This is a genomic window from Sinorhizobium sp. (genome assembly GCF_059070375.1).
In genome coordinates this window covers 2,725,447-2,751,811 of the sequence record NZ_JCACWC010000003.1, presented here as the reverse complement: position 1 = coordinate 2,751,811, position 26,365 = coordinate 2,725,447, and the positions used below count along the sequence as shown (strand labels likewise).

Genomic DNA, 26,365 nt, shown 5'->3' with positions numbered 1-26,365 from the left:
AAATGGCATCCATCAGAGCTGAAAAACTCGTCAAGCGCTATGGCGCCTTCCAGGCCGTGCACGGCATCGATTTCGAAATTGCCGATGGCGAGTTCGTCGCCATTCTCGGCCCTTCGGGCTGCGGAAAGTCTTCGACGATGCGTATGATCGCCGGTCTGGAGACGATCACCGAGGGGGCCATCTATTTCGATGGCAGGCGCGTCAACGACGTGCGCGCCCGCGACCGGAACGTCGCCATGTCCTTCGAGTCCTACGCGCTCTATCCGACGATCTCGATCTACGAGAACATCGCCTTTCCGCTGCGTTCGGCCAATGTCGACAACAGGGAAATCGACCGCCAGGTCCGCGACATTGCCGAGAAGATGGAGCTGACGCCGCTCCTGAACCTCAAGCCGAAGGGCCTCTCCTCCGGACAGGCGCAGCGTGTCGGCCTGGCACGGGCGCTGGTGCGCAACCCTGCGGTATTCCTTCTCGACGAGCCGATCTCGCATCTGGATACGCGCCAGCGCTACCGCATGCGCCGCTTCATCAAGAGCCTCCACCAGAAGTTCAGCTACACCATGATCTACGTCACCCATGACCAGGAGGAGGCATTGGCGCTCGCCGACCGGGTCATGGTGATGAGCGACGGCGAAATCCAGCAGATGGCGGTGCCCGACGAGGTCTACGCCCGCCCGAAGAACGCGTTCGTCGCCGGTTTCGTGGGCGAGCCACCGATCAATTTCTTCGACTGCCGCGTGGTGGCGGCGAACGGCGGCTGGGGGATCGAGTTCGAAGGCCGGAAGCTGGTTTTGCCGGAGCGTCTTCATGCCGCCGCGCAGGCTATCGGCGAGGGGGGCCTCGCGGCGATCCGGCCGCACTTTCTTTCGATCGACGGCGACAGCCCGCTGCGCCTCGACGGCAAGGTCTTCATCACGGAAGAGTTGCAGGATCAGAATCTGATCTTCGTCGACGTCGGCGATACACGGTTCACCCTGGTCGCCCATCCGTCGGTCACGCCCAAGCGCGGCGAGGCGGTGCCGGTCTCGATCGACCCGGAGCACCTCTTGCTGTTCCCGCGGTCGCAGGCGGGCAAGGTCGAGAGTATCGTCGCATGAGCTACGACCACATCGTGGTCGGCGGCGGAACGGCGGGTTGTCTTGCAGCCGGGAAGCTTGCGGGCGAGCACGGCGCGCGGGTGCTGGTCCTGGAGGCGGGACCGGACGACCGCAATCCGCTGATCCGCATGCCCGCCGGCTTCGTCAAGCTTCTCGGCGTCGAGAAATACATGTGGTTCTACAAGTCCGTGGCGCAGGCCCGGCTCGGGGGCCGAAGGCCCATCGTGCCGCAAGGACGCGTGCTCGGCGGCGGTTCGTCGGTCAACGCGATGGTCTATATGCGCGGCCAGCCGGCCGACTACGACGGCTGGGCGGACGAGATCGGTGACGATCAATGGTCCTATGATGCGCTGCTGCCCTATTTCACGGCCATGGAGGACAATGCGCGGCTGAACGACGACTATCATGGTGTCGGCGGTCCGTGGAAAGTATCGGATCTCGAGCACATCTGCGAGCTCTCGCGCGCCTTCGTCCTGGCGGCCCAGGGCATCGGCCTGCCGCATAACGGCGATTTCAACGGTCGAAGCCAGCGCGGTGCAGGCGCCTATCAGGTGACGACGCGCGATGGTCGGCGCTGCTCGGCAGTCGATGCCTTTTTGCGCCCCGCCATGGCGAGCGGCCGGCTGGACGTGAAGACTTGCTGTCTCGTTCATTCACTCATCATCGAGAACGGCCGCGCCGTCGGCGTACGCTATTCCGGGAACGGTAGCGGACGGTCTGTCGCTGAAGTCCGCTGCGATGGCGAAGTGCTGCTTGCCGCAGGCGCCATCGCGACGCCGAAGCTTCTGATGCTCTCGGGAATCGGGCCCGCGGATCATCTGAAGTCCCATGGCATTTCGACGCTTGTCGATCTGCCGGGCGTCGGTGCCAACCTGCAGGACCACACGGAGACGCCGGTCGTGGCGCTTTGTAACGGTCCATTCGGCTATTACGGCCACGATCGTGGCTGGAAGCAGATGCGCAACGGCCTCGAATATCTTCTCAACCGTAGCGGGCCGGTGACGTCCAACGGCGTCGAGGCGGGCGCCTTTTTCGATCCCGACGATCTCTGCGGCGACCCGAAGGTTCAGCAGTTTTGCGTACCGACGGTCTATCTGGACAAGGACCATACGGACCAGGAGGCCAGCCACGGGCTCACACTGAATTCCTGCGTTGCCCGGCCGCGTTCGCGCGGCTCGGTACAGCTCGCCTCCGCCGATCCAAAGGATCAGCCCCTGGTCGATCCGAACTATCTGGCCGATCCGGAGGACCTGCGCCTGTCGATCGGCGGCGTTCGCCGCGCGCGTGAAATCCTGCGGCAGGAGCCCCTGCGGTCGATGATCGCGCGCGAGGTGTTTCCCGGTCCCGACAAGGTGTCCGATGCGGATCTCGCCGAACATGCTCGGCGGTTCGTCAAGACCGTCTATCACCCGGTCGGCACCTGTCGCATGGCCCGAGATGGCGACGCCGGCGGCGTGCTCGACGCCGAGATGCGGGTCCGCGGGGTCCAAGGGCTCCGGGTCATCGATGCATCCGCGATCCCGACCATCGTTTCCGGCAACACCAACGCCGCCGTGCTGGTCGTCGCCGACAAGGCGGTGGAGTTCATCACCGGCGGCAAGCGCCGCCAGCCTGCGGGAATCGCCCCCCGCAGCCCCTCGACAAATCGCCAGACAGCCTAGGATACAGCCATGCCCCCCATGAAGACCGATCCCAATCCGCGCATGCCCTATCAATATCCCATGCCGAAGGAGGCGTTGCCCGACATCGTCATTCCCGACGCGATCCCGGCCGACGACCGGGTGTGGGTACCGCAGGGGCAGAATGTCTGGTTTCGCCCGCTCTGTCTCAATCGTTCCGCCGGCTACTGGATGAACCTGCTGAAAGTTCGCAAATCCGGCGTGCTCAGCCGCCACCGGCATCCGCAGGCGGTCCATGGCTTCGTGCTGAAGGGCCGCTGGCACTATCTGGAGCACGACTGGGTGGCCGAGGAGGGCGGCTATGTCTTCGAGCCGCCGGGCGAAACCCACACGCTGGTCGTGCCCGACGACGTGGAGGAGATGATCACCTTCTTCCAGGTCAACGGCATCATGTACTACGTCGACGCCTTCGGCGAGCCGCTCGGCTTCGAGGACGTGTTCACCAAGATCGATATGTGCCGCGCCCATTACGACGCGGTCGGGCTGGGGGCGGATTATGTCGACCAGTTCATCCGCTGAAGAGCGGACCGGCGCGACCGGCAATCCCGCCGCCTACCTGCGCCCCGGCCTCTTCGAGGGTCGGAAGGTGATGGTCAGCGGCGGGACCTCCGGCATCGGGGCGGCGATCTGCGAGGCCTTCGCCGCACTCGGCGCGGACGTGCTGGCCACGGGCGTTACCGAGGCGGAGATTGCCGCCGCCAAAAACCGGCCTGAACTCCGGAAAGTGCGATTCGCCACGCTCGACGTGCGCGACAGGTCTGCCGTCGAGGCTCTGGTCGCCGATCTGCCGCGGCTGGACCACCTGGTGAACTGCGCCGGCGTGATCCGCCGTAACGACGAACTCGACCCGGATGTGTTCGCCGATGTCGTCGACGTCAACCTCAACGGCTCCATGCGCGTCTGTGCCGCCGCCCGGCCGCGCCTTGCGGAAGCCGCCGGCACGATCGTCAACACCGCTTCCATGTTGTCATTCTTCGGCGGAGGGCTGGTGCCCGGCTATTCGGCCTCGAAGGGCGGCATCGCCCAGCTCACCAAATCGCTGGCGATCGCCTATGCGGCCGATAAAATCCGGGTGAATGCGATCGCGCCCGGCTGGATCGCGACGCCCCTGACGACGGCCCTGCGCGAGAACCCGGAGCGCAATGCGGCCATCATCGGCCGCACGCCGCTTAACCGTTGGGGCGAGCCGGCGGAAGTTGCCGGTGGTGTTCTCTATCTATCCTCGCCGCTCGCAAGCTTCGTTACCGGCAGCGTGCTGGTCGTCGACGGCGGCTATCTGACCATGTGAGGCACGACGTGAAGGCTATCGTTCTCCCCGGACCGCAGGCACGGCTCGACGACGTAACGCTCGACGAGCTGCCAATACCCGAGCCGGGTCCCGGCGAATTGCGCTTCAAGGTCATCGCCGTTTCGATCAATCCGGTGGACTGGAAGCTGACCCTGGATCACAAGCCGGAATGGAGCTACCCGCATGTGTTGGGGCTCGACGCCGCCGGTGTCGTCGACGCGGTCGGGCCGGGCGTCGAAGGCTGGGAGGTCGGCGACCGGGCAGTGGTTCACAACAGCCTCTGGAAGGCCGGCGTCTTCGCCGAATATTGCCTCACACAGGCGCACGCCACGTCGCGTCTGCCCGACGGCGTGGGCTTTACCGATGCGGCGGCCATCCCCTGCGCCGGCTACACGGCCTATCAGGCGCTCTTCCGAAAGGCACGGCTCGAGGCGGGCCAGACCGTCCTTGTCCAGGGCGCCAATGGCGGCGTCGGCGGATTTGCCACGCAACTGGCCCATCAGGCCGGCGCGAAGGTGATCGCGCTGGCGCGGCCGGAGCATTTCGCCGCCGTTCGCGGCTTCGGCGCCGATGTCGTCTTGGACTACCGGGACGCGGACCTTTTGCGGAAGGTGCGGGCAGAAACCGAGGGCGGCGAAGGCGTCGATGTCATGCTGGAAGTCGTCAACCCCGGGGACGCCCGCAAGTCGCTCGCCTTTATTCACTACAATGGACATCTCGTATCGATCGACCCGCTGCCGGTCATGACCGACGTGCCGTCCTATACCTATGCCGCATCGATCCACGAGGTCGCTCTGGGCGGCGCCTATCATGCCGGCCACTTGCCGACCCAGTGCGATTTCGCCCGCATCGGCGATGACATGATGGCGCGTCTTGCGGCGGGCGGGATCGATCCGATGATCGAAGAGATCGTGGCGCTCGGGGATGTCCCGGACGCGCTGCGGCGGCTGCGGCGCCGGGCGGTGACGGGCAAGATCGTCGCCCGCGTCGCGCCGGATGCCTGACGAGAACAATGCAACACGGGAAAAACACCATGTCCAGGAACACGCACTACATCGACGGCCAGTTTGTCGAGGACCGCACCTCCGACCGCATCGCCGTGTACAACCCGGCAACCGCGGAGCAGATCGCGGAGATCCCGGATGGCCCGGCCGAGATCGTCGATGCGGCGGTCGACGCCGCGCGCAGGGCGCAATTCGCCTGGTCGGAACTGCCGCCCATCGAACGGGCAGGTTATGTCAAGGCGATCGCCGAGAAGATCCGCGGCAAGGTCGATGTTCTCGCCGAAACGATTTCCCGCGAACAGGGCAAGATACTATCCTTGGCCCGGGACGAGGTGCTCGGCATGGCCGGGCTGATGGACTACATGGCCGAGTGGGCGCGCCGTATCGAGGGCGAGATCATCGCCAGCGACCGAAAGGGCGAGACGATCTATCTCAATCGCGTGCCGGTCGGCGTGGTCGCCGGCATCCTGCCCTGGAACTTTCCGTTCTATCTGATCGGACGCAAGCTCGCCCCGGCGCTCGTTGCCGGCAATACGATCGTCATCAAGCCGAGCGAGGAAACGCCGCTCAATGCGTTTCTCTTCGCCGAGCTGGCGGATGAGGTCGGCCTGCCGAAGGGTGTGTTCAACATGGTTTCCGGGCGCGGGCGCACGACGGGCGCCGCCCTGTCCGGTCATCCGGGCATCGATCTCGTCAGCTTCACCGGCAGCGTGCCGACGGGCGTCGCCATCATGGAAGCCGCGGCGAAGAATCTCACACGGGTGAATCTCGAACTCGGCGGCAAGGCCCCGGCGATCGTATTGAAGGACGCCGACCTCGGCCTCGCGGTGGAGGCCATCACGGCGTCGCGCGTGATCAATACCGGCCAGGTCTGCAACTGCGCGGAACGCATCTTCGTCGAGCGGCAGGTGGCGGACGAATTCACGGAGCGCTTCATAAAACGCATGGCGGCCGTCACCTATGGCGATCCGATCGCCGAGCGGACCGTCGACATGGGGCCACTCGTCAATGCGGTCCAACTGGACAAGGTCGAGGCCATGGTCGACCGGGCACGCGAGGCGGGGGCCTCGGTGGTGCTGGGCGGAAAGCGCGCCGAGCGCAATCGCGGCCGCCACTATGAACCGACCGTGCTTACCGGCTGCACCCCGGACATGGAAATCATGCGCAAGGAGATCTTCGGTCCCGTCGCGCCGGTCGCCGTCGTCGAAGATGCCGACGAGGCGGTCCACTTCGCCAACGATACCGAATACGGTCTGACGTCATCGCTCTACACTCAGGATCTCAACAAAGCGATGCGCGTCACGCGGCGCCTGAAGTTCGGCGAGACCTATATCAACCGGGAAAACGGCGAGGCCTATCAGGGCTTCCATGCCGGGCGCAAGAAATCCGGGATCGGCGGTGCGGACGGCAAGCACGGCTTCTACGAGTACATGGAAACGCAAGCCGTCTATATCCAGCACGGCTGAGGTGGGAATGACGGACCGGCAGTGACCGGCCAGAAGGGAATAGTATGTACCTCAGAAAATTCGATCTTTCCGGCCGCGTGGCCGTGGTGACAGGAGCCGGGCAGGGGATCGGGCTCGCCTGCGCTGAAGCGCTTTGCGAAGCCGGCGCGGCGGTCGTGCTCACCGACGTCAGCGTGGAGCGCTGCGAAGCCGGTCGGGCCGCGCTGGCAGCCAAAGGATATGCCGTCGAGACCGACCTGATCGACATCGGCGACAGCGCTTCCATCAATGCGGTGGCGGACCGGCTGGCAGATGGCGGCAGGGCGGCCGACATCCTCGTTGCAAATGCCGGGATCGCCCATGCCGGCGTTCCAGCCGAAGAGCTCTCGGACGCAGACTGGGAGCGGATGATCGGCATCAATCTCAGCGGCGCTTTCCGGTCCTGCAGGGCCTTCGGCAGGCATATGCTGGCCAAGGGCGGGGGATCGATCGTCACGATCGGTTCCATGTCCGGCACCATCGTCAACCGGCCGCAACAGCAGGTGCATTACAATGCGGCCAAGGCGGGCGTCCATCACCTGACCCGCTCGCTTGCTGCCGAGTGGGCGACCCGCGGCGTGCGGGTGAACTCCGTCGCGCCGACCTATATCGACACGCCGCTTCTGACTTTCGCCAAGGAGGACAAGCCGATGTACGAGCAATGGCTCGACATGACGCCGATGCATCGCCTCGGCCAGCCGGACGAGATCGCCTCGGTCGTGCTCTTCCTGGCGTCCGACGCCTCCAGCCTCATGACCGGGTCCATCGTTGCCGCGGATGCCGGCTATACCTGCTGGTAAGAGCAATTCTAGGAAAAGTGCGTAGCGGTTTTCCGTCCGGGATCGCGGTTTGGGAGGAGGGGGACCCGATCCCGGTTTGATTTATCAGCATGACATGCTATACGTACAACATGATAAATAAGCACCGACAGTGAGTTTCTGTCGGTGCCTCTTGCTCCTGGGTTTTTCGTAGTCAAGCTACATATCCAGCATAGATTCCTGTCTGATTCATCTAGTGCTCCCTGGTGCACGGCCAAGTTTCTGGCGTTTTCCTGAAGCGAGGAATGGCTTGTCGCAAGCGAAATCACCAAAAAATGTAGTTGAATTACAAAATGGCATTGTCTAGCATGTCCTTGCGTGAGAGTGGGAAAGCCGGTCGGCGTTCGCCGCACGCGTGGAGGAGAATTCGAGAGGGAGGGGAGCTATGTTCAAAAAGCTCGCAAAATCATCGCTGTTCGCAGCGGCGGCCACTATCGCACTCTTGCCGATGCTGGGCGCTGCGCCGGCCGTTGCGCAGGACGGCGAAAATATCGACGTTACCATCGGCTGGGTGCCGCCGGACATTACCGGCGTCTTCAAGACGGCCACGAATTTCTTCGAACTGGCTGCCGAGGACGCCAATAAGAATGGTTTCAATGTCAAGGTTCTGACGAAGTCGCCCACCAGCCCCACGGCCTTTGCCGAGCAGGTCAGCATCATCGAGGACATGATCCAGCGCAAGGTCGACCTCATCGCCGTTTCCCCGGCTGAAGTCGCGACCGTCAAGCCGGCCCTTGTCCGCGCGACGGAAGCCGGCATCCCGGTCGTCGTCGTCAATCTGCTCGAGCCGATCGACGGCGTTGACGTCTCGTCCTACATCGGCTTCGACAACACGCAGGGCGCGGAGGTGAGCGCCTATTCGGTCGTAGACTATTTCGGCGGTCCGGGCGTGCTCGGTAGCGGCGACAAGGTCGATGTCGAACCCGGCACCTATCTCGACCTGAAGTTCTGGGAGGATATCGCTTCCAAGCTCTCGGCCGAGGAAAAGGCCAAGATCAAGGCGCGCGGTGCCATCATCGAGGGCGTTGCCGGCGGCTTCTTCTCGACGGCCCGCCTCGACGGATTCCGCAAGGTGCTCGAGCAGTTCCCGGGTATCGAGATCGTCGGCGGCACCTGCGCCGGCGACTGGAACCGCGAGAAGGGCACGCGTTGCGCCGAGGATATCCTGCAGGCCAATCAGGGCGATCTCGATTTCATCTGGGCGGCGTCGAACGAGATGGGCCTCGGCGCGATGCTCGTCGCCGGCTCGCAGAACCGGCTCGAAACCACACAGGACGGCGCGACTGTCGGTGACAAGAAGGTGGCGATCTTCACCAATGACGTCACGCCGGAGTCGGTCGACCGTATAGCCGAGGGCAAGATGATCGCCGAAACGACCCACGGCTTCGCCGATTGGGGTTGGTTCGGCACCAAGTTTGCCGTCGAACTCGCCTGCGGCCTGGAAGTGCCGAAGACCTTCGACATTCGCCCGCGCAGCGTTTACGAGGCGAATGCGCGCAACTTCTATCCGGAACCCAAGCTTGAGCCGATCGACTGGAAGACCATCCGGGCGAACTGCAAGAAAGCCGACTGAGCTTCTCCCAGGGCTGCGGAGCATCCTCTCGAGAGAGGGGTGCTCCGCGCCGCCGCTTGTATGCAGATGCAAACGGCATGCAGAGATAGAAAGGGCACGTTCCGTGCCAGTTCCTAGCGGTAGTTGTGGGGCATGGATCAACACGAAATCCTTCTGAAGTTCGAGAATATCGAGAAGCGCTTCCCCGGTGTCGTGGCATTGAAGTCGATCTCGCTCGAGGTGCGCGCGGGCGAGGTGCAGGTGCTTCTCGGCGAAAACGGCGCGGGCAAGTCGACGTTGATGAAGATTCTCGCCGGCGAGCATGCGCCGACGGGCGGGGCAATCGTGGTGGGTGGCCGGAAGGTTTCGGCGCTGACGCCGACGCTTGCCACGGAACTCGGCATCGGCCTCGTGCATCAGGAACTGAGTCTTATCCCGGCGCTCAGCGTCGCCGAAAACATCCTGCTCGGCCGGATGCCTCGCAAGGCTTTCGGCAGGATAGACTGGGGCAAGGCCTACGAGGATGCGCGCCGCGCACTCGAGGCGCTCGGCGTTTCCATCGACCCGACGGCCGAAGTGCGCACCCTCGAAGTGGCCGAGCAGCAATTGATCGAGATTACCCGCGTCCTGGAGCGCGGCCCGCGCATCCTTCTGCTCGATGAGCCCACCTCGGCACTCTCGGATAATGAGCGCAGCCGGCTCTTCGATGTCATTCGTCGCCTGAAACAACGCGGTCACGGCATCATCTACATTTCCCATCATCTCTCGGAAATTCCGATGATCGCCGATCGCGTGACGGTGCTGCGCGACGGCCTCGTCGTGGAGACGCTGCCCGCCGACAAGGCGGACGAGGCGACGGTGATCAGGCTGATGGTCGGCCGCAGGCTGGAAGAACAGTTTCCCAAGGAAACGGTGGAACTCGGGGCGCCCGTGCTGGCCGTCGAAAACCTCGCCTCCGGCCGCACGCTCAAGGATCTTTCCTTCATCCTCCGCCGCGGCGAAATTCTCGGCATCTACGGGCTTATGGGCGCGGGACAGGCCGAGATTGCCAACGCCCTGTTCGGCTTGCAGTCGGTCAAGACCGGCTCGATCGAGGTCGGGGGCAAGCGTGCGGACTTCCGGCATTCCTCGGACGCGATCGCGGCCGGCCTCGGCTTGATCTCGCGCGACCGCCGGCAGAGCCTCGTGCCGATGCAGCCGGTCGGTCCCAATCTCAGCCTCTCCTGGCTTTCCGGGAAGTCGCTTCTGTCGCGCCTCGATCTTACGCGCGAGCGCGAGGAGGGCAGCCGCTACATTTCCGATCTGCGCATCCGTCCGGCGTCGACCACGCACAAGCTGTTCTTCTTCAGCGGCGGCAACCAGCAGAAGGTCATTCTGGCGCGGTGGATGTCGAGCGGCGCGCGGATCCTGATTTTCGACGAGCCGACCCGCGGCATCGACGTCGGCGCCAAGGCAGAAGTGTTCGCGGTGATGAGCCGGCTGGTGTCGGAAGGCGCGTCAATTCTGATGATCTCTTCGGAGCTCAACGAACTGATCGGCATGGCGGACCGCGTGCTGGTCATGCGGAGCGGACGCCTCTCGGCGGAGCTGCCAAGGGAAGAGATATCGCAGCAGAACCTGCTGCGGTATGCAAGCTAGGGAGTGGGAATGGATATGCGTGCGGAAAAGAATCCGGACATCCCGGCCGGTGCGGCTGGTGCCCGTAAGGCGAAGTTGAAGGCGGTCGTCTTCCAGGCTGGTCCGCTGATCGCCCTGGTCCTGCTGATGGCCTATCTCGCCTTTGCCACATCCAACTTCCTGACGTTCGACAACCTTTCCAACGTGGCGCGGCAGTCCGCATTCGTCGCCATTCTCGCGGTCGGGCAGACATTCGTTATCCTGACGGGCGGCATAGATCTTTCGGTCGCGGCCATTGCGGCGCTTTCCGCCTCGATAACCGCCGTCCTGCTCACGCAGCCGCTCGTGCTGTTCGGTATCGATTTCGGCTTCGTGCCGCCGCCGGCGGCGATCCTCATCGGGATCCTGATCGGCATGGGCGCCGGTGCGCTCAACGGCTGGCTCATCTCCAAGTTCAAGATCCCGGATTTCATCGCGACGCTCGGCACGATGACGGCGTTCCGCGGCGCGGCGCTGCTGGTCACCGACGGCCTGCCCGTCCCCTCCTTCAATGCCGGCCGGCAACTTCCCGAAAGCCTGATCTGGGTCGGCGGCGGCCAGCTCTTCGGCGTGCCGGTGAGCGCGCTCATCGCTCTCCTCTGCGCGGCTGCCGGCTGGTACGTGCTTCGCTACACCGCGCTCGGGCGAGCGATCTATGCCGTCGGCGGCAACCGTGCGGCCGCCCATTCGTCCGGCATCAGCATTTCCCGGACCAAGATCACGACCTATGCCATTTCCGGCCTGCTGGCGGCGATCGCGGGTATCATCCTGGTCGGGCGCCTCAACTCCGCCAATGCGCTTATGGCGGATGGCGAGGAGCTGCGTTCCATCGCCTCCGTCGTCATCGGCGGCACCAATCTCTTCGGCGGCGAAGGCGGTGTGTGGGGATCGATCATCGGCGCGGCCATCATCGGCGTGCTCGGTAACGGCCTCAACCTGCTCGATGTCAGCCCGTTCTGGCAGCGCATCGCGCAGGGCGTCGTCATCGTGGTCGTGGTGATCTTCGACCAATGGCGCCGTCGCAGCATGACCCGCGTTTGAGGTCCATGAAGAGCAAGCCTCGAGCCCGGCGCTGCAATAGAGCGGAGGCGGGAAAGAGTGCGCGGTTTTCCGTCGGGACATGCCTAGATTCAAAGCGACAGAGCGTTTCAGTCTTTAAATGACACAGTGAAACGCTCTATCTGGCGGTCACCTATTGCTTTGTCGGCGGCGAAGAGCTTCCTCTGTCGAAGATACCGCCGGCCTTCCAGCAGGGCATTTCCGGCTGGCCGGGACGAACATGCCGCCATCGAAGGTGTTGACCCCATGAACATCAAGCAACTGGAAGTCCTGCGGACACTCCTTGCAACCGGATCGACCATCGCAACCGCGAAGGCCATGGGTCTCAGCCAGTCGGGAGTGAGCCGCATGCTGCAGCAGCTTGAAAGCGATTTGGCCATCACGCTATTCGCCCGCGACAAGGGCCGGTTGATTCCGACTCCGGAGGCGACGGTTCTTGGGCGTGATGCGCAAAACGTCCTGCTGGCCATCGAGCGCATGTCCGGCCATGCGGAGGACCTTCGCAACGGCTCCTCCGGGCCGGAGATCGTCCGCATCGGGCTGCCGAGCAGCATGTGGGAAAATTTCGCACCCGCCATGTTGATCGATTATGTCAGGGATTTTCCCGGCGTTCGCATCGAAACGTTCTTCGAGACGACCACGGCGATCACCAAACTGGTCGAGGAACGCGTGATCGACCTCGGTTTTTTACGGATCGAAGGTGAAACGGGGCCGGGCATTGCGATCGACAAGGTTGCGACCGGTGAAAGCGTCTGCGTCGTTCCGAAGGATCACTCGCTTGCCGAACTGCCCGAGATCACCATCAAGCATTTGAGAAACGTGCCGCTGATCCTGATTGGTCGGCAACGGCCGAACCGCATGGCGCTCGACCAGGCCTTTCAGCGGGCGGGGGTAAAGCAGATGGTCAAGATCGAAACCCACACCAACAGTTCGGCGTGTTCCTATGTCGCGCATGGACTGGGCGTGTCGATCATCAGCAGCTTCTATGCGAATCTCTACCGTCACTTGCCCGTCGTATACCGGCCGTTCGTGCCTCGCGCGACACAGGAATTCGGATTGGTGCGTGCCGCCGGAGTTCCGCTCTCCATCGCCGCCCAGGCGCTCAGCGACGCCCTGAAGAAGCAGATCCGGCTTTCGCAAGAAGATCAATAAAAGCAAAATATTGGCTCTTTTTAAGCCCTCCGTTCCATTGCTCCGCAATCTTCCAAAGCCCGCATAAGGCTATGACGAATATGCATAATATTGCGCAGCATTCCTCATTCCCGCATAGTCTGGGCCGAAGAAACCGATGATGGCTCGATTTCAACTCGACCATCAATCGTGGGGAACCGATGCTACGCTTTATCCTGAGCCGTCTGATGATGGCGATTCCGACGATCGTGCTTGTCGCCGTGGCGGTCTTTGCACTGATCCGCTTCATTCCCGGTGACCCCGCCGCGTTGATGCTGGGGGACATGGCTCAGCCCGATCAGATCGCAGCAATGCGCGTGGAGCTCGGTCTCGACAAGTCCATGCCCCAGCAATTCCTGATCTGGGCCGGCGATGTGCTGCGAGGCGATTTCGGCCGCTCGATCGTCAATGACGAGGCCGTGCTGCCGCTGGTCGTTTCGCGCTTTCTGGTGAGTGCGGAGATCGTGGTCGTCGCCGTGCTTCTGGCAAGCCTGATTGCCGTACCGGCCGGCGTAATTGCCGCGTGGCGTCAGAACAGCCTGACGGACCTGGCTCTGGTTGGAACGGCAACGGTTCTTCTGTCCATCCCGACCTTCTGGCTCGGCTTGCTACTGCTGTTGCTTTTCGGGCTTGAACTCGGCTGGCTGCCTGTTCTGGGCTATGTCTCGATCGGCGACAATCTGACCGCCGGTCTGCTCTATCTCGTCCTGCCCGTCGTGACGCTGGTCATCCATGAAGCGGGAGTGCTGATCCGCATGGCGCGTGCCTCAACGTTGGAAGTGCTGCGTCTCGATTACATTACCCACGCCCGTGCGAAAGGGCTGTCGGAAAGCGCCGTGCTCTGGCGCCATGCGTTCAAGAACGCCTTCGGTCCGACCTGGACGATGATCGGTCTCATCCTGGGCAATCTGCTGGGCGGCATTGCCGTCATCGAGACGGTCTTCACCATTCCGGGGCTCGGCCGACTGATGGTGGACAGCATTTTCGCGCGCGACTACCCGGTCATCCAGGGATGCCTTCTGTTCGTTTCGCTCTCCTATGTGCTGGTCAACCTCGTCGTCGACCTTCTCTACCCTCTCTTCGATCCGCGTGTTGTCGCCGAATGAAAAAGTTCACCCTCAACGGACTGATCGGCGGCATCCTGACCGCCATCCTGATCGTCACCGCTGCCGTCGGTCTTTTCTGGACACCGTTCGACCCGATGAAACTCTCCTTCACCGCGCGGCTTGCAGCTCCCGGCAGCGCGCATCTGCTCGGCACCGACGAATTCGGCCGGGACGTCTTGAGCCGCCTGATGGTCGGCGCCCGAGCCAGCGTGTGGATCGGCGCGCTCACCGTCGGCTTCGCCACTATCTGCGGGACGCTCATCGGCCTCACCAGCGGTTATGCGCGCGGCTGGGTGGACGGCATCATCATGGCTGTCAACAACGCGCTTCTCGCTTTTCCCGGCATATTGCTGGCGCTCGGGCTGCTCGCCGTCTTCGGCGCCAACCAGTACGGCATCATTTTCGCGCTCGGCATCGCCTATACGCCTTCCATGGCGCGCGTCGTGCGCGGCGCCGTGCTTTCGCTGAGGGAGCGGGAGTTCATCGAGGCCTCGCGCGTGATGGGCAATGGCGAACTTTATACGATGTTGCGCCATATCCTGCCGAATTGCGTGGCGCCGATCACGGTTCTCGCCACCTCCATGTTCGGCTGGGCCATCCTGTCGGAAAGCGCGCTCTCGTTTCTGGGCCTCGGCGTGCCGCCGCCGGCGCCGACCTGGGGCAACATGCTGGCGGCCGGGCGGCCATTCCTCCAGCAGGCCGCATGGCTCGGATTGTTCCCCGGCCTGTGCATCGCGCTGACGCTGCTTGGCATCAATCTTCTGGGCGACGCGCTCCGCGACCGGCTCGACCCGCGCATGAGGGGCCTGAAATGACGATGGACAAGCTTCTCACCGTCTGCGGCCTTTCGCTTGAAGTCGCAAGAACCGGCCATCAGGTCGTCAAGTCGGTCTCCTTCGACCTCGCGCCGGGCGAGATCTTCGGCATCGTCGGCGAAAGCGGCTCCGGCAAGACGCTGGCGACCCGAGCTCTGATCTCGCTGCTGCCGCCGACCATCAAGGTCGCCGGCGGGTCGGTGTCCTACAGGGGCCGCGACGTGCTGAAGATGAAGGAAAATGAGCTTCGCCATCTGCGCGGCGCAGAGATCGGCGTCGTCTTCCAGGAGCCGATGACCTCGCTCAACCCGTCGATGACGATCGGCCGGCAGCTGGAGGAAGGCCTCATCCTGCACACCAAGGCCTCGGCGCAGGAGCGACGCACCCTCATCCTCGACATGTTGAAGCGGGTCGGAATCCGCGATCCGGAGGGGGCGCTTGCCTCCTATCCGCACGAGTTTTCGGGCGGCATGCGCCAGCGCATCATGCTCGCCTCCGTCATGCTCTTGAAGCCGTCGCTGCTGATTGCCGATGAGCCGACCACTGCACTCGATGCCGTCATCCAGCGCGACGTGATGGAACTGATGGTGGAACTGACGCGGGCGGAAGGTACGGCCGTTTTGCTGATCAGCCACGATCTTCCGATGGTGGCGCGCTACACGAGCCGTATCGTCGTGATGGAAAAGGGCTCGATCGTGGAACAGGGCCGGACCGAGGACCTGCTCAAGGCACCGCAGCACCCCTACACAAAGAAGCTCCTCTCCTCGCTGCCCTTCCGCGGCCGGCCGCGCCAGATCGACATGACGAGGGTACCCATGATCTCGGCCCGCGATATCATCGTGGACTATGCAGGCCGAAAGTCGCTGTTCAGGAAGAACAGGCCGAAGCGCGCGCTGCATGGCGTCAGCATCGACATTCACGAGGGCGAGGTCGTGGCACTCGTCGGCGGTTCCGGTTCCGGCAAGACGACGCTCGGCCGAACCATTGCCGGTCTCGTCACGGAAAGCGAGGGCCGCATCCAATTCCAGGGACGGCCACGCACCGAAAACTGGACCGATTATCGGCTCAACTGCCAGATGGTGTTCCAGGATCCCTATTCATCGCTCGATCCGCGCATGACCATCGACGCGCTGGTCGAGGAGGCGCTGAGGCTGGTCCCGGGCCTCGATGGCAAGGCCAAGCGCAAGCGTACCCTGGAAACGCTGGAGGAAGTCGGCCTCGGGGTCGACTATGCCGGCCGCTATGCGCACGAACTCTCCGGAGGTCAGCGCCAACGCGTCGCCATTGCGCGTGCGATCGCGCGGCGGCCGCGCTTCCTGATCGCGGACGAACCGGTATCCGCGCTCGACGTGACGGTCAGGGCGCAGGTCCTCGATCTCTTCTCGGATCTGCAGAAACGCTACGGCTTTTCCTGCCTGTTCATCAGTCACGACCTCGGCGTCGTCGAACAAGTGGCCGACCGCGTCGTCGTCATGCAGGACGGCCGGATTATCGAGGAGGGAGACCGCGACACGATCTTCGACAGTCCGAAGGAAGCCTATACGCGCCGGCTTCTCTCGGCCATTCCCGCCCTCGACCAGAACGAAAAGGGCGGCGTGACACTCAAATGGCGTCTGGAGAATTGATGTGGATAGGCTAACCGATTCTGGCCCGGTGAAGGAAAGGCTTGCGGAGATCTGCGAGGCGCAGCCTTTCGTGACACGCTTCGTTGTGCGCAACCTCAGGACCGGAGAGACGATCGAACGCGGGGCCGACGAGGAAACGCCTTCTGCCAGCACGCGCAAGACCTCGATCATGATGGCGGCGCTGAAGGCGGTGCACGAGGGGCGGCTGGATCTCGACGAGCCCATCACTTACGAAGCCCGCTTTGCCGAGGAAGTCGCGAGCGGCATGTTCCGGTATCTGACGCCCGGGATCGTGATTTCGTTGCGCGACGCGATAACCGGTATGATGGTGCTGAGCGACAATGTCTGCACCAAGATGGTGTTCGAGCGTCTGACGCTGGAGGAAGTGGACAGCTACTGCAAATCGATCGGCATGCACGGTACGCATCATCGCTTCCTCATTCCGCCGCTGGCCCTGCCGCCGGACCATTCGCTTACCTCGGTCACGACCACGACAGCCCGCGACCAGGCCTTCCTGTTGCAGACGATCCTGGACGCGCAGACCTCTCCCGACGCGATCGCGAAGCTCGGCACATCGCCGCAGTTGTGCGCCTATGCCTTGCAGACGCTGAAGAACCAGATCCTGCGCTATGCCATTCCGTCGCGCCTGCCGTTCGGCACGGTGGTTGCGCACAAGGGCGGCACGGGCAAGCGCGGCCGCATGAATGCCGGCATCGTCTATCGCGATGGCGCCCCCTTCTACATCATCTCCGCCTATACCGACGAAGTGCCGCAGGTCATGCCGGACGGCACACCGGGTTACACGATGGCGCTCGAGACGATCGGCAGGCTCTCGCGTGCCTGCTGGGACGGATTCCACTCATAACGATCAATAAAGAGGGTAGAACAATGAAAAAGCTTCTTCTTGCGGGCGCCGCACTGCTCGCCACGGCCAATATGGCAGCAGCACGCGACATCACGATCGCGCAGAGCTCCGATCTGCGCAGCAACAATCCGGGCGTCAACCGCGATGGCAATACCGACAGCATCATCCTGCACATCGTCGAAGGCCTCGTCGGCTACAACAATGTCGGCGAAGTGAAGCCGCTCCTAGCCAAGAGCTTCGAGATGTCGGCCGATGGGCTGACCTATACGTTCAAGCTGCGCACCGACGTGAAATTCCACAACGGCAAACCGATGACGGCCGACGACGTGGTGTGGAACTGGACGCGCTACCTCAAGCCCGAGACGAAATGGACCTGCCTGAAAGATTTCGCAGAAGGCGGGGCCGCGCCTGTCGCCGGCGTCAAGGCCACAGATGCGGCAACCGTCGAGATCACGCTCGCAAAGCGGTCGGCCGTTTTCCTTGGCCTGATGTCGCGTCCCGAATGCGGCTTTACCGGCATGATTTCGCCTGAATCCGTCGCTGCCGACGGCAGCTTCGTCCAGCCGATCGGGACCGGCCCCTTCATGTGGGGGGAATGGAAGAAAGGCGAGTACATCCATCTCGAGAAATTCCCGGATTATGTATCGCCGGCAAACGAAGGAAAGCCGGATGGCATGGTCGGTTCGAAGCGGCCCCTTGCAGACGGTGTCAAGTTCATGGTCATTCCGGATGCCTCGACCGTGAAGGCAGGTCTGGAATCCGGTGTGCTCGACACGGCGGAAATCTCGCCGGATCTCATTCCCGAATTCCAGTCGAGCGAAACGATGCAATTGATCGTCGCGCGCAATAACGGCAAGAACCTCTTCTACATTCAGACCCGCGACAAGGTCCTGAGCAATCCGGGCGTGCGCCGCGCCATGGCGATGGCGCTCGATCTGGATCAGCTCGTTGCTGCGGCCTCCAACGGCACGGGCGAGGCGAACGGCTCGATGGTGTCGCAGGACTCGGTCTATTTCAGCGAAACGCAGAAGAAGCGTCTTCCCTATGACATCGAGGCCGCCAAGAAGGAGCTGGCGGATGCGGGCTACAACGGCGAGCCGATCTCGATCATCGCCAACAAGCGCGGCAATGTGCCGAGCTTCCCGGCCGCCGTCATGGCGCAGGCGATGATGCAGCAGGCCGGCCTCAACGTACAGATCGAGGTTCTGGATTACGCAACTCAGGTCGACCGCCGCCGTTCCGGCAATTACCAGGTCATTTCGCAGTCGGTCGCGCCGCGTCTCGACCCCGCCCTGATGTATTCCTTCTACGTTGGCGACAAGGACGAGAACGCTTCCCTGATGTGGGACGATCCGAAGGCTATAGAACTGATGAACGCAGCCTATGCCGAGGCTGATCAGGGCAAGCGCCAGAAGATCTTCGACGAGTTCCACGAGCTCATGCTGAAGGAAATGCCGGGCATCTTCCTTTATGACATGGTCGATGTCTGGGGCGCGACCAGGAAGCTGAAGGGCCAGCCGGTCTGGCAGTCGAACGCCCGCCTTTGGGAAGTGTCGGTCGCCGACTGAGCCCCCTGATCGCCTGCGCCGGGCGGCAGAACACCGACCCGGCCAATCCATCACCCATCGGACCGACCCGGCGAAGCGACCTTTGCGTGTCTGAAGAGACGCGCAGCGCTGCAGGCGCCGGGGCGATCTCCTGCGCCCGCCCTTCGAAATACGAGGACATGCCATGAACCGAAAGGACGTGATCTCGATCGCCACGGCGATCGAATCGATGAAACCGGAGTTTACCCGCTTGAGCGACAGCATCTGGGATTTCGCCGAGCTGAAATTCGAGGAGCAACGCTCGGCCGGGCTGCTTGCCAAGGCTCTCGAAGACAATGATTTTTCCGTTCGGCGCGGCGTGGCGGGCATGGGCACGGCCTTCATCGGCGAGTCCGGCAGCGGCAAGCCGGTGATTGCCTTTCTGGGGGAATTCGATGCACTCGCCAGCATGAGCCAGACGGCCGGGATCGCCGAGGCGAAGCCGCTTGTCGAAGGCGCCAGTGGCCATGGCTGCGGCCATAACCTGCTCGGCGTCGGTTCGCTGATGGCGGCAATCGCACTCGCCCGGCATCTGAAGGCCCACAATCTGCCCGGGACGGTGCGCTATTACGGCTGTCCCGGCGAGGAGGGCGGCTCCGGGAAGACCTTCATGGTGCGTGCCGGCCTGTTCGACGACGTCGACGCTGCGCTTACCTGGCATCCGGCACCGTTCAACGGAGTGCGCTCCACCAACAATCTTGCCGTTCTCGAATATATCTACCGCTTCAAGGGCGTGGCCGCGCACGCCGCGAACGCAGCCCATCTCGGCCGTTCGGCACTCGACGCTGTCGAACTCATGAATGTCGGCGTCAACTTTCTGCGCGAGCACATGCCGCCGGATTGCCGGGTGCACTATGCAATCACCGATACCGGGGGCAGGGCGGCGAATGTCGTGCAGGCGAACGCCGAAGTGCTCTACCTGATCCGCGCGCCGGAAATGCCTCAGGCGCTGGATCTCGCCAGCCGCGTCGAGAAGGTGGCGCGTGGCGCAGCCATGATGACCGAGACGGAGGTGGAAATCGTCTTCGATACGGCCTCGACCAACCTCCTGCCCAATATCACGCTCGAGACCGCCATGCATGACAATATGGTGGCGCTCGGCCCGATCGCCTTCGACGAGGCCGACGTCGCATTCGCCAGATCCATTCAGGAGACGTTCTCGCAAGAGGCAATCAAAAGCAGCATCCGCCTCTACCAGATGAAGCGCGACGTCTTCTCCAACGCCGATGTCGATGGATCGTCACCACTGCATCTCGGCCTGCGCGAATTCGAAGGCCATTCACACTTCCGTGCCGGCTCGACCGATGTCGGCGATGTCAGTTGGGTGACGCCGACGGCGCAGTGCTGGGCGCCGGCATGGGCGATCGGCACCAACCCGCATACCTGGCAGGTCGTTGCGCAGGGCAAAAGCCCGATCGCCCACAAGGCCATGGCGCATGCCGCCAAGACGCTCGCCACGACGGGTCTGTCGCTGATGACTTCGCCGGACCTGCTTGCCGCCGCCAGGGCGGAATGGCTGGAGAAGACGGACGGGAAATCCTATGTCTGCCCCATCCCGGCCGATGTCATGCCGGGGTCGCATTTTCATGATCCATCGGTCCGATGATGGTTTCGGTTTCGATCCTTCCGTCAGGGGTCGACCGTCCCCACCACCTCGTGAGATGTTCTGCATCGGCAAATAAGCTTCGCCGGGCGTTCTTCTCTTCATCGAATCGCAAAAACACACTAGCTCTTCTGACTTGATGGAATTGCTGACGGAAATCGCTGCGCGGGTCTTCCGGAATTGCTGCAGAGGCGGCACGGGTCCAAAAACCATCTCGATCCAGGGCAGTAAACGGCAACTTATTGTACGAGGAGAACGGGTAGTGGCAAAAGCGCTTGTACTTGAAAAGAAGGGACAATTGTCGCTGCGCGACATTCCGGTCAGGCGGGATCTGTCGCCCGCCGACGTGCTGATCGGAATCCGCACCGTCGGCGTTTGTGGCTCCGATGTCCACTATTATACCCATGGAAAGATCGGGCCCTTTGTCGTCAACGAACCGATGATACTGGGTCACGAGGCCGCGGGCGTCGTCCTGGAGGTCGGCTCGGAAGTCCGGCATCTGAAGAAGGGTGACCGTGTCTGCATGGAGCCCGGAATTCCGGACCTCTCCTCCCGGTCGTCCAAGCTCGGCATCTACAATGTCGATCCGTCCGTACGGTTCTGGGCCACGCCGCCGGTCCATGGATGCCTGACGCCCGAGGTCGTTCATCCGGCGGCCTTCACCTATCGCCTCCCCGACCACGTGTCCTTCGCGGAAGGGGCGATGGTCGAGCCGTTCGCCATCGGCGTGCAGGCCGCCCTTCGCGCGGGCATCAAGCCGGGGGATGTCGGCGTCGTCATGGGGGCCGGCCCGATCGGCATGATGACGGCACTGGCCGCGCTCGCGGGGGGATGCTCCAAAGTCTATGTGGCTGACCTCGCGCAGCCGAAACTGGATGTCATCGGCGCCTATGAGGGGATAGAGACAATCAATGTCCGCCAGCAGGCGGCATCCGAGGCTCTCGCGGAGGCGACGGGCGGCTGGGGGGCGGATGTGGTCTTCGAGTGCTCCGGGGCCGCACCCGCAATCCTTGCTCTTCCGGGTCTTGCGCGTCCTGGCGGAACCGTCGTGCTCGTCGGCATGCCCGTCGACCCCGTCCCCTTCGACATCGTCGGTATGCAGGCCAAGGAACTGCGGATCGAGACGGTGTTCCGCTATGCGAATGTCTACGACCGCGCCATCGAACTGATCGCCTCCGGCAAGGTCGATTTGAAACCGCTGATCTCTGCTACCATTCCGTTCGACGAGAGTATCGCCGCCTTCGACCGCGCCGTCGAGGCGCGCCCCACGGACGTGAAGATACAGATCGAAATGCCGGCGTAAGAGCCCGTGGCGCGGCTCTTCCGAACGCGGGCGACGTGCCGGGGTAAAGCTGGTCGGCGTCACAGGTTGACTCTTCCCTCGCACATTCGCAAGCGAAAGTTGTAATAGCCGCACATCCCGGTCCCTCATTCCTGTGCTTGTCACAGGAATCCAGCCAGACTAAGTCCCTGGGCTGGAAAGGCTCTTCCGCGCCGCAGACGCGACGCTGCTGGATCCCTGTGACAAGCACAGGGATGAGGGCGGAGAGGGTGCGGTCCCTCGGCGCGTTTCATAATCGTGAAGAGAGCGAGGCGGCGCGGAAGCTCGCGGGTCACGCCCGTGTACAGCGTCCCGCTTCGCTTCGATGCGAGAATGCAGACGTAACCTTCATTGCGTGACAGGTTGACCATTCTCTCGCATATTCGCAAGCAAAAGTTGTAGGAGCCGCACATCCCCCGGTCCCTCATTCCTGTGCTTGTCACAGGAATCCAGCCAGACCAAGTCCTTGGGCTGAAAGAACGCTTCCCGCGCCGCAGACGCGGCGCTGCTTTCATCCCTGTGACGAGCACAGGGATGAGGGGAGGAGAGGTTGCAGTCCTCCGAAAACTCTCCTACAGCGCCGCGCGCCTTATGCTGCATGTTTTCGTCCTTTGATCGACTACGAACAAGGAAACATGCCGACAAACCCGGCCAGAGCTTCCACGTGGTTTCACGCCGGATCGGCCTGAAACCACGGGCAGGTTCTCCGGCCCGGTTACGTCCGCGGCTTCAGGTTCTCCGGGTCGTAGAGCGGCTTGTAGCCGACGCCGGCAACCTCGACCGGATAGGTCTCGGCAAAATACTCGACATTGAGCTTGCGGCCGACCTGGCAGTAAGACCAGGGCAGATAGGCGAGCGCGATGTTCTTCCCGATCGTCGGGCCGTAGGCGATGGAGGTGGTGTAGGAGCGGCGGCCGAGTTCGTCGACCAGCACCTCGCCGGTCTCCGGGTCCATGACCGGCAGGTTGCCGACGGGATAACGCTTCACCCCGTTCCTGTCGGTGTTCTCAGTCATGAGGAGCGTGCAGAGCATGGCGGGCTGGTGCTCGCGCGCCTTGTACTCCATATGCTTCGCCTTGCCGCGGAAGTCCGCTTCCTTGACCTTCGGACGGGCAAGGTCCGCCTCGATAAGATTGTAGTGGGTGAGAAGATCCGCGTTCTGCAGGCGGAGGCTCTTTTCCATCCGGCGCGAGTTCGCGTAGGTCTCGACGCCGAAGGCCATGACGCCCGTGGCGCGCAGCGCATCCCAGACGGCCAGGCCGTCCTCGTATTTCATGTGCAGTTCCCAGCCCTGCTCGCCGACATAGGAGATGCGGAAGGCGGAGACGGGCCTGCCGGCGATCTCGATCTGCTTGATCGCGGCGAAGGGGAAATTCTCCGGATCGAGGCCGGCCGGTTCCGCCACGACCTTCTTCAGCGTTTCGCGGGCATTCGGGCCCCAGATGCCGATGGTGACGAACTTCTCCGAAACGTCGGTGATGGTGACGTCGAGCCCCCGGTCTTCCGCGACACGGCGCATATAGTGGAAGTCACGCGGGCCGGCATCGGCACCGTTCACGAGGAGGCAGCGGTCGCTCATGCGGAAGACGGTGAAGTCGGCCCGCACCATGCCCTCGTCATCGAGGAAGTGGGTGTAGATGCCCTTGCCGATATTGCCGTCTCCGCCGATCTTGGCGGCGCAAAGCCACTCGAGAAGCTCCACATGGTCCGGCCCTTCGATATCCACCATGTGGAAGTGCGAGAGGTTGACGATGCCGCAATCCTCGCTCATCGCCAGATGCTCGGCGTTGGAAACGCGCCAGAAGTGGCGGTTGTCCCACTCGTTCTCGCGAACCGGAATGCGGTTGCCGTATTTTTCGAGCAGGTGCTCGTTGGCGGCATAGCCGTGCGCGCGCTCCCAGCCGCCGAGTTCCATGAAGTAGCCGCCGAGCTCCTTCTCGCGCTCGTAGAAGGGCGAGCGCTTGACGTTGCGGCCGCTCGCATAGGGCTCGCGCGGATGCACGGCCGGGAAGTAGATCTTCTGCGCCGCCTCGAAGCAGCGGCCTTCGATGAACTTCTCTTCGAGCTGGTGCGGGTAGAAGCGCGCGTAGTCGATCGAGGCGTGGTCGGTATGGGTACGCCCGTCCGTCATCCAGTCGGCGATCAGCTTGCCGTAGGCCGGGCCGTCCTTCACCCAGATGGCGACGCAGTACCAGAGGCGGCGTACCTTCTGGCTCTCGCCGCAGGAGGGGCCGCCGGCGGCGGATACCTGCAGCAGGCCGTTGAAGGAGTGGCCCTCGTTATAGCCGAGCTCGCCGAGGATCGGCGTAAGTTCCATGGCGCGCTCGAGCGGCTCGATGATCTGCTCCATATCGAGGTCGCGCTGCGAAGGCGACAGGCGTGCCTCGTGCTTTTCGAGGATGTCGCGCGGATGGCAGAGGCGCGGATTGTCGGTCTCGTAATAGCCCCATTCGATCTGGCCGCCCTCGGTGGTCCTCGGGTCGCCGGTGTCGCGCATATAGGCCGAGTTGCCCTGATCGCGCAGCAGCGGGAAGCCGATTTCCTTGCCGGTGCCTTCGAATTCGTTGTAGGGGCCGAAGAAGGTGAGCGGATGATCGACCGGCATGACAGGCAGGTCCTCGCCGACCATTTCAGCGATCAGGCGACCCCAGATGCCGGCGCAGACGACGACATGGTCGGCCATGATCGTGCCGCGATGTGTGACGACGCCCTTGATACGGCCGTTTTCGACGAGGAGCGCAGTTGCCGGCGTATTGCCGAATATCTGCAGCTTGCCGGACTTTTCCGCCGCATCGACCAGCTTGCCGGCAACCGTCTGCGAGCGCGGGATGACAAGGCCGGCATCCGGATCGAACATGCCGCCCATCACCTGATCTTCCTCGATCAGCGGGAACAGCTTCTTGATTTCGGCCGGCGAGACATAGTGTGCGCGGGTGCCGAAGGCCTTGGCGGAGGAAAGCTTGCGCTTGATCTCCTCCATCCAGACGTGGTCGCCGGTGCGTGCGACTTCCAGACCACCGATCCGGGCGTAGTGACCCATCTTCTCGAAGAAGTCGATCGAATACTGCGTCGTCCAGACCGAGAGATAGTCGTGGCTTGTGGTGTAGCAGAAGTCGGAGGCATGTGCCGTAGAGCCGATATCCGTCGGGATGCCCGACTTGTCGATGCCGACGATATCGTCCCAGCCACGCTCGATGAGGTGGTGGGCGATCGATGCGCCGACGATGCCACCCAGTCCTACGATTACGACCTTCGCCTTTTCCGGAAACTCTGCCATTGATGCGACCCTGGTTTGGTTTTGAAGCCGGATATTAGAGCCTGCCGCGCCGCGAGTTGAGCCTGTCTACGACATAATCGTCGTGCTGCACGACCAGAATGTTGCGGGCGGCGGGCGGGGACGGTCGCGGCCGCGAGGATGCTCATCTAGCTGATATAGCGAGAAAATACACTCTGCGGGACGGCGAGGAACCGTTTTTTCCTCGAACAGGGAGGCGGCAGGCGGACGCGCCGCCGAAACGCGACCTTTCGGCAGGCGCTTTTACTCGCCGCCACCGAAGAAGGTGAGGCGCGTGAAGAGGACATAGTTCGATTCCGACACCATCAGCGCCACGAAGACGAGCACCAGCAGCGGGGGGAGAATGATCGCGTAGATCAGCGCCAGGCGTTCCCACGCCATATGCATGAACACGGCCACGATGAGGCCCGCCTTCAGCATCATGAAGATGAGGATCAGCGACCAGCGGAGATAGCCCTGCAGGCCGAAGTAATCGACGAGGTATGAAAGAGCGCTGAGGACGAAGAGCAGCCCCCAGACCAGGAGGTAGAGCTTGATCGGGTGCTGCTGGTGCTCCGTATGGGCGACCGCAGGTTGTGCCGGATGTATTTCCGCGTGAGCCACGATGCCCTCCCTCACCAAAGATAGAAGAATGCGAAGATGAAGACCCAGACCAGGTCGACGAAGTGCCAGTAGAGGCCGGTTATCTCGACGATCTCGTAGCGCCCCTTGCGGCTGGTGAAAAAGCCGCGCCGCTCCGTTTCAAAATCGCCGCGCCAGACCTTGCGGGCGACGATCAGCAGGAAGATCACGCCGAAGGTGACGTGGGTCCCGTGAAAGCCGGTGATCATGAAGAAGGAAGAGCCGAATTGAGCGGCTCCCCAGGGGTTGCCCCAGGGGCGCACGCCCTCGGCGATCAGCTTCGACCATTCGAACGCCTGCATGCCCACGAAGGTGGCGCCGAAAAGCGCCGTCAGAAGCATGAGCGCCGCGGTCTTCCGCCGGTCGCGGCGGTAACCGTAATTGACGGCCATGGCCATGGTGCCGCTGCTCGAAATGAGAACGAAGGTCATGATGGCGATGAGGATCAGCGGCATGTGCGTTCCGCCGATTTCGAGCGCGAAGACCTCGCTCGGATTGGGCCATGGAACGGCGGTGGACATCCGCGCCGACATGTAGGCAAGCAGGAAGCAGCCGAAGACGAAGGTGTCGCTGAGGAGAAAGATCCACATCATGGCCTTTCCCCAGGAGACATCCTTGAAGGTGCGCTGGTCGGAGGCCCAGTCCGACGCGAGCCCGGCCAGACCGGCGGGGCGCGGGAGCGTTTCTGCTGCGGGCTTCTTCATCGGTGCAGACATGTTCA

At 63.0% G+C, this 26,365-nt stretch carries 21 protein-coding genes; 18 read left to right on the top strand and 3 right to left on the bottom strand.

The window, feature by feature from the left end; genetic code table 11:
* Nucleotides 1–2: 2 nt before the first annotated feature.
* The 18 genes from AC5J09_RS25295 (at nt 3) to AC5J09_RS25210 (ending at nt 21,710) form a co-directional block, all read left to right on the top strand.
* The gene (locus tag AC5J09_RS25295) at nt 3–1,097 is read left to right on the top strand and encodes an ABC transporter ATP-binding protein (protein WP_440852141.1); all 1,095 of its coding nucleotides are present in this window, start codon (nt 3–5) and stop codon (nt 1,095–1,097) included.
* Nucleotides 1,094–2,758, top strand: a complete 1,665-nt coding sequence (locus AC5J09_RS25290) for a GMC family oxidoreductase (RefSeq protein ID WP_494298811.1) — start codon at nt 1,094–1,096, stop codon at nt 2,756–2,758. The genes AC5J09_RS25295 and AC5J09_RS25290 overlap by 4 nt, the downstream gene beginning before the upstream one ends.
* Before the next feature lie 9 nt (nt 2,759–2,767).
* Nucleotides 2,768–3,295 (top strand): 2,4'-dihydroxyacetophenone dioxygenase family protein, encoded by a 528-nt coding sequence (locus AC5J09_RS25285; RefSeq protein WP_411921558.1) that lies wholly within the window; start codon nt 2,768–2,770, stop codon nt 3,293–3,295.
* Nucleotides 3,273–4,064, top strand: a complete 792-nt coding sequence (locus AC5J09_RS25280) for an SDR family NAD(P)-dependent oxidoreductase (protein WP_494298810.1) — start codon at nt 3,273–3,275, stop codon at nt 4,062–4,064. The genes AC5J09_RS25285 and AC5J09_RS25280 overlap by 23 nt, the downstream gene beginning before the upstream one ends.
* An 8-nt stretch (nt 4,065–4,072) precedes the next feature.
* On the top strand, nt 4,073–5,068 hold the full coding sequence (locus AC5J09_RS25275) for a zinc-binding dehydrogenase (protein ID WP_494298809.1): 996 nt from the start codon (nt 4,073–4,075) through the stop codon (nt 5,066–5,068).
* Nucleotides 5,069–5,097: 29 nt separating this feature from the next.
* A complete protein-coding gene (aldA, locus tag AC5J09_RS25270) occupies nt 5,098–6,534 on the top strand; it encodes an aldehyde dehydrogenase (RefSeq protein WP_494298808.1) in 1,437 nt (478 codons plus the stop codon).
* 44 nt (nt 6,535–6,578) lie between these two features.
* Nucleotides 6,579–7,352 carry an SDR family NAD(P)-dependent oxidoreductase gene (locus tag AC5J09_RS25265; RefSeq protein WP_494298807.1) on the top strand — a complete coding sequence of 258 codons (774 nt, stop codon included), beginning with the start codon at nt 6,579–6,581 and terminating at the stop codon, nt 7,350–7,352.
* Nucleotides 7,353–7,755: 403 nt separating this feature from the next.
* Entirely contained in the window at nt 7,756–8,943 is a 1,188-nt protein-coding gene (locus AC5J09_RS25260) for a sugar ABC transporter substrate-binding protein (protein ID WP_494298806.1), read from the top strand.
* A gap of 132 nt (nt 8,944–9,075) precedes the next feature.
* Nucleotides 9,076–10,560 (top strand): sugar ABC transporter ATP-binding protein, encoded by a 1,485-nt coding sequence (locus AC5J09_RS25255; RefSeq protein WP_494298805.1) that lies wholly within the window; start codon nt 9,076–9,078, stop codon nt 10,558–10,560.
* 9 nt (nt 10,561–10,569) lie between these two features.
* Nucleotides 10,570–11,619: an ABC transporter permease gene (locus AC5J09_RS25250; RefSeq protein ID WP_494298804.1), complete on the top strand. Its 1,050-nt coding sequence runs from the start codon at nt 10,570–10,572 to the stop codon at nt 11,617–11,619.
* 264 nt (nt 11,620–11,883) lie between these two features.
* A complete protein-coding gene (locus tag AC5J09_RS25245) occupies nt 11,884–12,789 on the top strand; it encodes a LysR family transcriptional regulator (RefSeq protein ID WP_100671947.1) in 906 nt (301 codons plus the stop codon).
* Nucleotides 12,790–12,968: 179 nt separating this feature from the next.
* Nucleotides 12,969–13,913: an ABC transporter permease gene (locus AC5J09_RS25240; protein ID WP_018095808.1), complete on the top strand. Its 945-nt coding sequence runs from the start codon at nt 12,969–12,971 to the stop codon at nt 13,911–13,913.
* Nucleotides 13,910–14,728, top strand: a complete 819-nt coding sequence (locus AC5J09_RS25235) for an ABC transporter permease (protein WP_494298803.1) — start codon at nt 13,910–13,912, stop codon at nt 14,726–14,728. The genes AC5J09_RS25240 and AC5J09_RS25235 overlap by 4 nt, the downstream gene beginning before the upstream one ends.
* The gene (locus AC5J09_RS25230; protein ID WP_494298802.1) at nt 14,725–16,353 is read left to right on the top strand and encodes a dipeptide ABC transporter ATP-binding protein; all 1,629 of its coding nucleotides are present in this window, start codon (nt 14,725–14,727) and stop codon (nt 16,351–16,353) included. The genes AC5J09_RS25235 and AC5J09_RS25230 overlap by 4 nt, the downstream gene beginning before the upstream one ends.
* A 1-nt stretch (nt 16,354) precedes the next feature.
* A complete protein-coding gene (locus tag AC5J09_RS25225) occupies nt 16,355–17,218 on the top strand; it encodes a serine hydrolase (RefSeq protein ID WP_324762208.1) in 864 nt (287 codons plus the stop codon).
* Between the two features lie 23 nt (nt 17,219–17,241).
* On the top strand, nt 17,242–18,786 hold the full coding sequence (locus AC5J09_RS25220; protein ID WP_494298801.1) for an ABC transporter substrate-binding protein: 1,545 nt from the start codon (nt 17,242–17,244) through the stop codon (nt 18,784–18,786).
* Nucleotides 18,787–18,949: 163 nt separating this feature from the next.
* Nucleotides 18,950–20,410: a M20 family metallopeptidase gene (locus AC5J09_RS25215; protein ID WP_494298800.1), complete on the top strand. Its 1,461-nt coding sequence runs from the start codon at nt 18,950–18,952 to the stop codon at nt 20,408–20,410.
* Nucleotides 20,411–20,669: 259 nt separating this feature from the next.
* Nucleotides 20,670–21,710, top strand: coding sequence for an NAD(P)-dependent alcohol dehydrogenase (locus AC5J09_RS25210; protein WP_100671941.1), 1,041 nt, complete (start codon nt 20,670–20,672; stop codon nt 21,708–21,710).
* Nucleotides 21,711–22,443: 733 nt separating this feature from the next.
* Here AC5J09_RS25210 and AC5J09_RS25205 read toward each other — a convergent pair.
* The 3 genes from AC5J09_RS25205 to AC5J09_RS25195 form a co-directional block, all read right to left on the bottom strand.
* Nucleotides 22,444–25,005 (bottom strand): GcvT family protein, encoded by a 2,562-nt coding sequence (locus AC5J09_RS25205; RefSeq protein WP_494298799.1) that lies wholly within the window; start codon nt 25,003–25,005, stop codon nt 22,444–22,446.
* 261 nt (nt 25,006–25,266) lie between these two features.
* Entirely contained in the window at nt 25,267–25,626 is a 360-nt protein-coding gene (locus AC5J09_RS25200) for a cytochrome C oxidase subunit IV family protein (protein ID WP_018095800.1), read from the bottom strand.
* Between the two features lie 11 nt (nt 25,627–25,637).
* Nucleotides 25,638–26,360: a heme-copper oxidase subunit III family protein gene (locus tag AC5J09_RS25195; protein ID WP_275597468.1), complete on the bottom strand. Its 723-nt coding sequence runs from the start codon at nt 26,358–26,360 to the stop codon at nt 25,638–25,640.
* Nucleotides 26,361–26,365 lie beyond the last annotated feature (5 nt).

Coding starts and splice junctions, on each gene's coding strand:
- AC5J09_RS25265 (WP_494298807.1), top strand. CDS start 6,579: ATGTACCTCAGAAAATTCGATCTTTCCGGCCGCGTGGCCGTGGTGACA.
- aldA (WP_494298808.1), top strand. CDS start 5,098: ATGTCCAGGAACACGCACTACATCGACGGCCAGTTTGTCGAGGACCGC.
- AC5J09_RS25240 (WP_018095808.1), top strand. CDS start 12,969: ATGCTACGCTTTATCCTGAGCCGTCTGATGATGGCGATTCCGACGATC.
- AC5J09_RS25295 (WP_440852141.1), top strand. CDS start 3: ATGGCATCCATCAGAGCTGAAAAACTCGTCAAGCGCTATGGCGCCTTC.
- AC5J09_RS25235 (WP_494298803.1), top strand. CDS start 13,910: ATGAAAAAGTTCACCCTCAACGGACTGATCGGCGGCATCCTGACCGCC.
- AC5J09_RS25215 (WP_494298800.1), top strand. CDS start 18,950: ATGAACCGAAAGGACGTGATCTCGATCGCCACGGCGATCGAATCGATG.
- AC5J09_RS25195 (WP_275597468.1), bottom strand. CDS start 26,360: ATGTCTGCACCGATGAAGAAGCCCGCAGCAGAAACGCTCCCGCGCCCC.
- AC5J09_RS25250 (WP_494298804.1), top strand. CDS start 10,570: ATGGATATGCGTGCGGAAAAGAATCCGGACATCCCGGCCGGTGCGGCT.
- AC5J09_RS25260 (WP_494298806.1), top strand. CDS start 7,756: ATGTTCAAAAAGCTCGCAAAATCATCGCTGTTCGCAGCGGCGGCCACT.
- AC5J09_RS25205 (WP_494298799.1), bottom strand. CDS start 25,005: ATGGCAGAGTTTCCGGAAAAGGCGAAGGTCGTAATCGTAGGACTGGGT.
- AC5J09_RS25245 (WP_100671947.1), top strand. CDS start 11,884: ATGAACATCAAGCAACTGGAAGTCCTGCGGACACTCCTTGCAACCGGA.
- AC5J09_RS25280 (WP_494298810.1), top strand. CDS start 3,273: ATGTCGACCAGTTCATCCGCTGAAGAGCGGACCGGCGCGACCGGCAAT.
- AC5J09_RS25255 (WP_494298805.1), top strand. CDS start 9,076: ATGGATCAACACGAAATCCTTCTGAAGTTCGAGAATATCGAGAAGCGC.
- AC5J09_RS25220 (WP_494298801.1), top strand. CDS start 17,242: ATGAAAAAGCTTCTTCTTGCGGGCGCCGCACTGCTCGCCACGGCCAAT.
- AC5J09_RS25285 (WP_411921558.1), top strand. CDS start 2,768: ATGCCCCCCATGAAGACCGATCCCAATCCGCGCATGCCCTATCAATAT.
- AC5J09_RS25230 (WP_494298802.1), top strand. CDS start 14,725: ATGACGATGGACAAGCTTCTCACCGTCTGCGGCCTTTCGCTTGAAGTC.
- AC5J09_RS25290 (WP_494298811.1), top strand. CDS start 1,094: ATGAGCTACGACCACATCGTGGTCGGCGGCGGAACGGCGGGTTGTCTT.